2 protein-coding genes are annotated in these 5,372 nt (G+C 64.3%); both read left to right on the top strand.

Going from position 1 to position 5,372, the window contains the following annotated elements:
• Positions 1-513: phosphopantetheine-binding protein (locus tag HX803_RS26775; RefSeq protein WP_256732947.1), on the top strand; the 513-nt coding region annotated here is incomplete at its 5' end.
• A 3-nt stretch (positions 514-516) separates the two neighbouring features.
• The coding region (locus HX803_RS26770; protein WP_178924899.1) for a non-ribosomal peptide synthetase at positions 517-5,372 on the top strand (4,856 nt) is incomplete at its 3' end.

Raw genomic sequence — 5,372 nt, 5'->3', positions numbered from 1 at the left:
GGCAAGCAACTGGTGGCCTACGTGGTACCGGCAGACGCCAACCTGGCCAACGAAGGCGAGTTCCGCGATGCACTGCGCCGCGCCCTGAAAGCCAGCCTGCCGGACTACATGGTGCCCGCGCACTTCATGTTCCTGGCCCAGATGCCATTGACGCCCAACGGCAAGCTGGACCGCAAAGGCCTTCCCGAGCCGGACGCGAGCCTGATGCAGCAACAGTACGTGGCCCCGGAAACCGAGCTGGAGCAACAGATCGCTGCGATCTGGGCGGATGTGCTGCGCCTGCCGCAAGTGGGCCTGAACGACAACTTCTTCGAAGTCGGCGGCCATTCCCTGTTGGCGATCCAGATCACGTCGCGGGTCCAGGCCGAACTGGGCCTGGAGGTGCCGCTGATGGAACTGTTCCAGACCGAATCGCTGCGCGCCTATGTACAGGCCGCAGCCACCTTCCGCGCCGGCAGCGCGGAAGATTTTGATGATCTTCGTGACTTTTTGAGCGAACTAGAGGCGATTTGAACCATGCTTTCCAACCCTAATATCGACCTGGTGTCGCGCTTTCTTCGCTTGCCTCTGGAGCAGCGCCAGCAGTTCTACCAGCGCCTGCAAGGCCGTGGCATGAGTTTCGCTCAATTACCGATTGCCCCTACACGCCACGATACCGAGGCACTGCCGCTGTCCTACGCCCAGGAGCGCCAATGGTTCCTCTGGCAACTGGACCCGGGCAGCGCCACCTACCACATCCCCGGCGCCTTGCGCCTGCAAGGGCGGCTGGACTTGGCTGCGTTACAGCGCAGTTTCGACAGCCTGTTGGCCCGCCACGAGAGCCTGCGTACCCAATTGGTCGAGGACGGTGAACGCCTGCTGCAGGTGGTGCTGCCTGAGGCGCGAGTCGACATTCATCAAGCGCGCATTGAAGCGTCGCAGTTGATGGCGCGGGTGGAAGCGGAAGTCGCGCGGCCGTTCGATTTGCACCAGGCACCGCTGTTGCGTGTGACCTTGCTGCAAGTGGCTGAAGACGAGCACGTGCTGGTGATGGTGCAGCACCACATTGTCTCCGATGGTTGGTCGATGCAGGTGATGGTCGAGGAGCTGGTGCAGCTCTATGCCGCCTTCAGCGCGGGGCGCGAGCTGCAATTGCCCGAGTTGCCGATTCAATACGCCGACTACGCCTTGTGGCAACGCGGCTGGATGGAAGCGGGGGAGAAGGCGCGCCAGCTGGATTACTGGCAGGCCTTGCTTGGCGGTGAGCAGCCGGTGCTGGAATTGCCGCTGGACCGCCCACGCCCGGCGCAGCAAAGTCATCGCGGCGCCAGCTTGCAGGTGCACCTGCAACCGGCATTGGTGGCCGGGCTCAAGCGCCTGGCGCAGCAAGAGGGCGTGACCCCGTTCATGCTGTTGCTGGCCTCGTTCCAGACTTTGTTGTACCGCTACAGCGGGCAGTCGGATATCCGCATCGGCGTGCCGATTGCCAACCGTAACCGGGTCGAGACCGAGCGGTTGATCGGCTTCTTCGTCAACACCCAGGTGCTCAAGGCCGACCTCGACGGGCAGATGAGCTTTGCCCAGTTGCTGCAACAGACCAAGCGCCGCTCGCTGGAAGCCCAGGCCCACCAGGACCTGCCCTTTGAACAGTTGGTGGTGGCGTTGCAACCCGAGCGCAGCCTCAGTCACAACCCGCTGTTCCAGGTGATGTTCAACCACCAGACCGACGCCAAGGGCAGTCGCGATGGTCAGCAATTGCCGGGCCTGCGCGTGGTGGAGCTGGACTGGGACAACCAGACCACCCACTTCGACCTGAGCCTGGACACCCATGAATCCGCCGAAGGCTTGTGGGCGGCGTTGACCTACGCCACCGACCTGTTCGACAGCAGTACCATGGAACGACTGGCGCAGCACTGGCAGCACCTGTTGCAGGGCATCGTCAGCGCGCCTCACAGCCGCCTGGCAGACCTCGCCATGTTGAGCGCACCGCAGGCCCACGCGCTGTTGCAGGCGTGGAACAGCCCGGCCACGGTCGGCACCCTTCACGCGGTGCATCAGTTGTTCGAGGCCCAGGCGCTGCGCCAACCCGAGCATCCGGCGTTGGTGCTGGACGACCAGGTGATGAGCTACGGCGAGCTGAACAGCCAGGCCAATCGCCTTGCGCATTACTTGATGGCCCAGGGTGTCGGCCTGGAAGCACGGGTGGGGATTGCCGTCGAGCGCTCCTTTGCCATGGTGGTGAGCTTGCTCGCGGTGCTCAAGGCCGGCGGTGCCTACGTGCCGCTGGACCCGCAGTACCCCCGCGAACGCCTGGCGCACATGCTCGAAGACAGCGGCGTGCAATGGGTGCTGACCCAATCGCACCTGCGCGATCGGCTGCCATTGCCATCGGGGCTTGCGACCCTGGAGATCGATCAGGTTGACGCGCCGTGGGCGCAGTGCAGCGAAGACAACCCGCAACGGGCGTTCGAGCCCCAGAGCCTGGCGTATGTCATCTACACCTCCGGTTCCACCGGCAAGCCCAAGGGCGTTGCCATCAGCCATGCAGCCTTGAGCGAGTTCGCCGGGATTGCGGCGCAGTATTCGGGCCTGGTCCCGCAGGACCGCGTGCTGCAGTTTGCCACCCTAAACTTCGACGGGTTCGTCGAGCAGTTGTACCCGGCCCTGACCCTGGGCGCCAGCGTGGTTTTGCGTGGGCCGCAGTTGTGGGACGGCGCCGAGCTGTACCAACAGATCGTCGCCCAAGGCATTACCCTGGCCGACTTGCCCACCGCTTACTGGAAGCTGTTCCTGCAGGATTGCCTGGCCGCCGGCCCGCGCCCTTATGGTGCCTTGCGACAGATCCATATCGGCGGTGAAGCCATGCCGCTGGATGGCCCGCTGTTGTGGCAACGCGCCGGGCTTGGGCATGTGCGCTTGCTCAACACCTATGGGCCGACCGAGGCCACCGTGGTGTCGAGTGTGCTCGATTGTACGGACGTCAGTGCCGTCGCCGGTGTCGGCGCCAGCCCTATCGGCCGTGCACTGCCCGGGCGTGGCTTGTATGTGCTGGACCGCGATTTGAACCTGCTGCCCGCAGGGGCCGTGGGTGAGCTGTACATCGCCAGCGCCAGTGGCTTGGCCCGTGCCTATTTGCAGCGCCCTGGCCTGACCGCCGAGCGCTTTGTCGCCGACCCGTTCAGCACCGCCGGGGAGCGTCTGTATCGCAGTGGCGACCTGGCACGTTACCGCGCTGACGGCGTGGTGGAGTACGTGGGACGCGTCGACCATCAGGTCAAGATCCGTGGCTTCCGTATCGAGCTGGGTGAAATCGAAGCCTTGCTGCTCGCCCAGGACAGCGTGCGCGAAGCGCTGTTGCTGGCTGCCGACAACCAACTGCTGGCGTACCTGGTGCCGGCGCAGCCGCTCGACGACAGCCAGCACGCTGCGGCCAGTGCACAGTTGATGGCGGCGTTGCGCGAGCATTTGCCGGATTACATGGTGCCGGCGCAGTTGATTTTCCTTGCGCGCATGCCGCTGAACCCCAACGGCAAGCTGGACCGCCAGGCGCTGCCCAAACCGGGTGTCAGCGCGGTGCAGCAGGATTGGTTGGCACCGGTCACGCCGCTGCAACAACAAGTTGCGGCGATCTGGGCGGACATTCTCGGGGTGGAGCAGGTCGGCCTGAACCAGCATTTCTTTGAGCTGGGCGGGCATTCGTTGTTGGCGATGCAAGTGGTGTCGCGGATTCGCCAGACGCTGAGCCTGGAGGTGCCGCTCAAGGCGCTGTTCGAATGCCCGCGCCTGGAGGGTTTTGTCGCGCTGTTGCAAGCCCCGCAGACTTTGACGCCCCAGGCGCCGGCCCTGTTGCCCGTAGGGCGCGAGCAATTGCTGCCGCTGTCCTATGCCCAGGAACGCCAATGGTTTCTCTGGCAGTTGGAGCCACACAGCGCCGCCTACCACATCCCCAGCGCCCTGCGTTTGAAAGGCACATTGGACCTGCCGGCGTTGCAACGCAGTTTCGACACCTTGCTGGCGCGCCATGAAAGCCTGCGCACCCGTATCCGCCAGGAACATGCCGGCGCGGTGCAGGTGATTGAGCCGCAGATGTCGCTGCCGATGACGGTGGTCGATGCCGGTGAGCAGCCTTTGCAGGCGCAGGTGGAAGCGCTGATTGCCCAGCCGTTCGATCTGCTGCAGGGCCCGCTGTTGCGCGTTACCTTGATGCGCGTGGCTGAAGAGGAGCATGTGCTGGTTCTGGTGCAGCACCACATCGTTTCCGATGGTTGGTCGATGCAATTGATGGTCGAGGAACTGGTGCAGCTGTATGCCGGTTACAGCCAGGGCCAGGACGTGCAACTGCCTGCGCTGCCGATCCAGTACGCCGATTACGCGGTATGGCAACGCCACTGGATGGACGCCGGCGAGAAACAACGCCAGCTGGCCTATTGGCGCGACGTGCTGGGCGGTGAGCAAAGCGTGCTGGAATTGCCGTTCGATCATCAGCGCCCGGCGGTGCAAAGCCATCGCGGTGCGCGCCTGGCCATGGAGCTGGCGCCCACCTTGACCCTTGAACTCAAGGCCCTGGCGCAGCAGCAAGGCGTCACCGTGTTCATGCTGCTGCTGGCGTCGTTCCAGACCCTGTTGCACCGCTACAGCGGCCAGGAAGAAATCCGTGTCGGCGTGCCGATTGCCAACCGCAACCGCAGCGAGACCGAGCGCCTGATCGGTTTCTTCGTCAATACCCAGGTGCTCAAGGCCGACCTGCACAGCCAGATGAGCGTCGAGCAGTTGCTGCAACACACCCGTCAACGCGCCCTGGATGCCCAGGCCCACCAGGACCTGCCGTTCGAGCAACTGGTGGAAGCCCTGCAACCGGAGCGCAGCCTGAGCCACAACCCGCTGTTCCAGGTGATGTTCAACCACCAGACCGACGTCGGCCAGGCGCAGGTCCAGCACCAACTGCCGCACTTGCGGGTCGAAGGCCTGGAGTGGGAGAGCAAGACCGCGCACTTCGACCTGGACCTGGATATCCAGGAATCCACCGAAGGCATCTGGGCCACCTTGGGGTATGCCCAGGACTTGTTCGAAGCCGCCACCGTGCAGCGCATGGCCCGTCATTGGCAGAACCTGTTGCAGGGCATGGTCGCCAACCCGCAACAACCGCTCAGCCAGTTGCCGTTGCTGGACGCTGCCGAGCAACAGCAGATTCTTCAATTGTGGGACTGCACCGATTCCGGCTTCTCGGCCCAGCGCCTGGTACACCAGCGGGTGGCCGACCGCGCCCGGGAAACCCCGGAGGCGGTGGCGGTCAAGTTCGGCGATGAGCAACTGACCTATGGCCAGTTGGACAGCCGCGCCAACCGCCTGGCCTATGCGCTGATCGCCCGGGGTGTCGGCCCGGAAGTGCGGGT

It is taken from the genome of Pseudomonas sp. P7548, from assembly GCF_013386585.1.
Taxonomy (GTDB): domain Bacteria; phylum Pseudomonadota; class Gammaproteobacteria; order Pseudomonadales; family Pseudomonadaceae; genus Aquipseudomonas.
Note: the sequence above shows the minus strand (reverse complement) of the source record. Positions and strands in the feature narration are given on the sequence as shown.